A 4,627-nucleotide genomic window follows, 5' to 3' on the forward strand; every position below is an offset into this window, starting at 1 on the left:
GAGAGGCACCGCCCGCCTCCATTCCGGCTCGGTGCGGCGGTGCGGGACGCCGAGGACTCAGGCGGGGCCCACCGGGCGAGGCCGAACCAGGTCCCGGACCAGGCCGAGGATCAGGACCGCCCACACCGCGAGCACGCACCAGTACCCGCATACCGCGACCGGATGGAGCCACGAGACGCCAAACGTATGGCCGATCACCTGTGCGGCCATCACCACGATCGCCGTGGGGAAGACCAGCCCCCACCACACCGGCGAGTACCGGCGCGTCGGTGGGTCTCGGACCAGTCTCCAGGCCTGGAGCGCGATCCAGGCCGGCGCGAGCGCCGCGGATACCGCGAGGCCGGCGAACGCCACGGGCGCGTACCCGGCCCGGAACCACGACGCGGCCCCGAATCCAGGGCCCGCGACCCATAGCCTCGCCGCAACCAGCCCGATCAGGCTCGGCACGGCCAGCAACGTCCAGTAATCGGGGGTGAGGTCAGCGGGACCGAACGGCAGGCGCCGGAACCGCCGGACGATCGCCGGGACCACGGCGAGATAGGCGGGGATACCGGCCAGCCACAGCGTGACCGCCACAGCCTCGAACCCCTCCGAGCGCAGGCGCAGCCCGAGCGCCGCCGCCAGCAGCCCGAGCGCCTCGATGGCCACCGACGGAAGCTGCCAGTTTCCCGTCACGGCCTCCGGGCGGCCGGCGTGTGACCGCACCATTCGCAGCGCCGGGACGGCCAGGACCACGGTTCCGGCGATGCCCACCGCCAGCGCCACGGCCGGCCCCACCGTCCATCCGCCGAGCGTCGCCCGCATCCCCAACACGGCAAGGGCCGCGACGAACGTGTACGGCGCGAACGAGGTCCGGGAGCTCGCGGCGTCCGCCCGGAGCCGTTCGGGATGCCGCACCACGCGAACGGCCCCCAGCGCGCACAGGATCGCGAACGCGACCACGGCGATCACGAACAGCGCCACCGAGAGCCCTGGCATGCCCAGCAGCAGCGCTCCCGACGACAGCGACCCGGTCCCCATGACCATGGCGGGGTAGATCGGGTGCAGCTCGGACGGGCGGAGGCCGGCCAGATGCGGCCCGGGCCGGCGGGCTGCCCGAACGGCGTCCACGTCCCGGAGCGAGATCAACGGAGCGGCGCGCGGCTTCAACCGAGGCGGAGGTCTTCACCCATGGGCGTGTTGCCCGAGGATCGTCGCCACGACCGCCGAGAAGTCGAGATCGCCCGCTCCCGCTTCGGCCGCCTCGTCCAGCCAAGCTCGGGAGGCGTCCGCCAGCTTCAGGTCCCGACCCGCACCGCTCGCCGCCTCGGTCACGAGCAGCATGTCCTTGAGCGCGAGGCTCAGCTTGAAGCTGGGCGGGTAGGTGTCGGACTCGATGTTGGCCCGCTTGGCCCTTACGGTCGGACCGACCGGGGAATCGGCGAGGACGTCGAGGACGACCGTGTGATCGAGCCCGAAGATCTCGCCGAGGGACAGCGCCTCCCCGACGGCCGCGATCGCAGCACCCAGGGCAGAGTTCGTGACCATCTTCGCGGCGGCGCCCGCGCCAGGTCCGCCGACGTGGCGCACCGTCCCGAGCGATTCCAAGATCTCCCGGACGCGCTCGAACGCCTCATCGGTGGCCCCGACGAAGATGTCGAGCTTGCCGCCGCTCGCCTCCGGAACGCTCCCGCGGACAGGGGAGTCGACGACGATCACGCCGTCGGGCACTCGTTCGCGCACGGACCGGATCTCTTCGGGACCGACGGTGGACATGTCCATCAGCACCTGTCCGGGGCCGAGAGCCCGGGCAAGGCCTCCCTCGAACAGGACCCGCTCGAGGGCCTGGGGGTTGGCAAGCATGGTGATCACGACATCGACCCCGACAGCCGCCTCGGCGGGCGAGGTCGCCGCCACGGCGCTGCGGTCGACGAGGGCCTTCGTCTTCTCATCCCTGCGATCCCACACCGTGAGATCGTGACCGGCCTCCAGCAGACGGGTCGCCATCGGCGTCCCCATCATGCCGAGGCCGAGGAAGGCGATCTTGGTCATCTCGTGACTCCTTCCTGTGTCGGCATGCCCTCGGGGTGAGGTCCCCATACCGGCGCCGCGTCGGCGAGCACCGCGTCGATGGCCGCGAGATCCTCCGGTGCAAGCTCGATGTCCGCGGCGGCGGCCGACTCCTCGACGTGGACCGGTCGCCGCGCCCCGATGATGGTCACCTGCACGGCCGGCTGCGCGAGGGTCCATGCAATCGCGAGCTGCGGCAGGGTGATGCCGCGCTGCTCCGCGACCGTCTTCAGCCGCTCGACGACGGCGAGATTGCGACGGAAGGTCTCGCCGGCGAAGTCCGGGCTCTTGGCCCGCCAGTCGTCCCCGGCGAACCTCGTCTCTGCTGTCATGGTCCCCGTGAGCAACCCGTGCGCCATCGACCCGTAGACGAGCACCCCGATGTCGTGATCCATGGCGTAGGGCAGGATCTCGTCCTCGATCTCGCGACGGAACAGGTGATACGGAGGCTGCAAGGTCTCGACCCTGCTGAAGCGAGCGAGCTCTTCCATCTGCTTCACGTCGTAGTTCGAGACGCCGGCGTGGCGGATCTTGCCATCCCGCACCAGGTCCTCCAGTGCCCCGGCGGTCTCCTCGGCGGGTGTGTGCTCGTCGGGCCAGTGGACCTGGTACAGGTCGATGTAGTCCGTACCGAGGTTCCGCAGGCTCGATTCGACGCCCTCGCGCAACCACCGGCCGCTCGCATCTCGGAGAAGCTGGCCTCCCTCCATTCTGAGGCCGCCCTTCGTGGCGACGAGCACGTCCTCCCGCCGCGCCCGGCCCCAAAGAGCGTCACCGAGGAGGCGTTCGGCCACCCCGAAGCCGTAGCCCTGCGCGGTGTCGAAGAGGGTGATCCCGAGCTCGACCGCCCGGCCGATCGTGGCCTTGGCCTCGTCCGTGTCGAATCGACCCCACTCCCCACCGAAGGACCAGGTCCCGAAGGCGATCGGTGAGACCTGGAGCTCGGTCTTGCCCAGACGAACCCGTTCCATCGTTGGCCTCCTTCCTCCGCCAGGATCTAGCCGGGCCGTCGCCAGCAGCGCCAGCGCCACACCCTTGGACCGTGCCCGGCCGGTCTGAACAATCAAGGGACGACTCGGAGCATGAACATCCCTATCATCGTTGCGTCTTCGGGGAGAACCCGAACAGGATCAGGCAGCCCCCACCGAGAGCGGGTTGACGACACGACCTAAGGATCACGGTAGATCGGAACCTGATCAGCAGCAAACAGAGAGCCAGCCCGATCAGGAACCGAACACCCATCAGTTGGTTCGTGGGAGGGGGAGGATTCGAACCTCCGTAGGCGTCAGCCGGCGATTTTACAGACCGCTCCCTTTGGCCGCTCGGGCACCCTCCCAGAGCTTCCCTATGGTAGCCAATCCGCCGGGCTTGCTCGCCACACGGCCCGGAACGACCTCACAGGGTGAGGGGGTTCTGGGCCCACCAGTCGTACAGCGCCTGGTCGTCCACATCGGAACGGAACCCGTAGGCGTAGATGTCCGCGCTGTTGATGGTCCAGTCGATCCACGAATCGCCCTGGGTGTGATAGCAGACCAGGTTCCCCAGGGCCAGATTCGGCTTGGCGGTATGGTGCCACGTGGTGGCCGTCGGGATGTCGCCGGGGCACCCGGTTCCCGTTCCCTGCTTGATCCCGATGAACTTGAGCGTGGCGTCGTACAGGTCGTTCATGTCCGACGTGCTGGCGAACCGGATCAGCGTGAGTGTCTGCGAGCCGTCGGTGCACCGGATCTCCCCCACGGCCCCGGGCCGCGAGAGGTCGCTGGTGAACCGGTCGCAGTTCGGCCGGATGCTCGGATCCACACTCTGGAGCAGGAACTTCTCGTCGGCGGTCGGGAACGGGAGGCTCACTGTCCACGACCGTTCCGCCGGGGTCTTGTCCCGATTCCCGGAGGGGTCTGTTGCCCGCACGGCGAATGTGTGCTTGCCGTCCAGGAGCCCCGAAAGCGTGTCCGGTGAGGTGCACGACTGGAACGAGCCGCCGTCCACCGCGCAGTCGAAGTTCGAGCCCGGCTCGGTGGAGGTGAACGAGAACGTGGCGGTGATCGAGTTCGACGCGGCGGGAGGGCCGTCGGAGATGCGCGTGTCGGGCGGCGTGGTGTCGTCGACCCTCCAGGTCCGCGACGCCGGCGTGGAATCCGTCTTTCCGCCGGTCACGGCGCGGACCTGCAGCGAGTGCCGGCCGTCATCGAGACCCTGGAACGTGGCCGGCGAAGTGCACCGGTCGTACGAGCCGCTGTCGAGCGAGCACTGGAACGTGGCGTCCGACGAGTCCGCCGAGAACCGGAAGGTGGCCTTGGAGTCGTGCACGGTCCCGTTGGGCCCGGCCGCGATGGTCGTCTGGGGGCCGGAGCCTCCTCCGCCCAGCAGGAGGATGGCCACCACGGCCACCGCCACCAGAACGATGGCCGCCGCCCCGATGAGGAGCGGCCGGCGGGAGCGCCCCCCGGGTCGGCCCGCGCCCGGCCCCCGGATGGCGGCGGGGATCGCCTCGGCCACGGTCGGCGCGACCAGGGCGCCGGGGGGCGGAGGTGGCGGAACCCCTCCGCCTTGGGCCGGCCCGGCGTGGGGGGGTCCGGCC

Annotated in this window: 4 protein-coding genes and 1 tRNA gene; all 5 read right to left on the reverse strand. The window is 70.0% G+C overall.

Annotation, left to right across the window (positions count from 1 at the left end):
- Positions 1–57 precede the first annotated feature (57 nt).
- Positions 58–1,149: a hypothetical protein gene (locus M3Q23_11945; GenBank protein ID MDP9342777.1), complete on the reverse strand. Its 1,092-nt coding sequence runs from the start codon at positions 1,147–1,149 to the stop codon at positions 58–60.
- A gap of 15 nt (positions 1,150–1,164) precedes the next feature.
- On the reverse strand, positions 1,165–2,031 hold the full coding sequence (locus tag M3Q23_11950; protein MDP9342778.1) for an NAD(P)-dependent oxidoreductase: 867 nt from the start codon (positions 2,029–2,031) through the stop codon (positions 1,165–1,167).
- Positions 2,028–3,020 (reverse strand): aldo/keto reductase, encoded by a 993-nt coding sequence (locus M3Q23_11955; protein ID MDP9342779.1) that lies wholly within the window; start codon positions 3,018–3,020, stop codon positions 2,028–2,030. Before M3Q23_11955 ends, M3Q23_11950 begins: the two co-directional genes overlap by 4 nt.
- 282 nt (positions 3,021–3,302) lie before the next feature.
- A tRNA-Tyr gene (locus M3Q23_11960) sits at positions 3,303–3,385 on the reverse strand.
- A gap of 59 nt (positions 3,386–3,444) precedes the next feature.
- Positions 3,445–4,627, reverse strand: a 1,183-nt coding sequence (locus M3Q23_11965) for a hypothetical protein (protein ID MDP9342780.1), incomplete at its 5' end; no start/stop codon positions are given.

This window comes from Actinomycetota bacterium (assembly GCA_030774015.1).
In the GTDB taxonomy this organism is placed as follows: Bacteria; Actinomycetota; UBA4738; order UBA4738; family JACQTL01; genus JALYLZ01.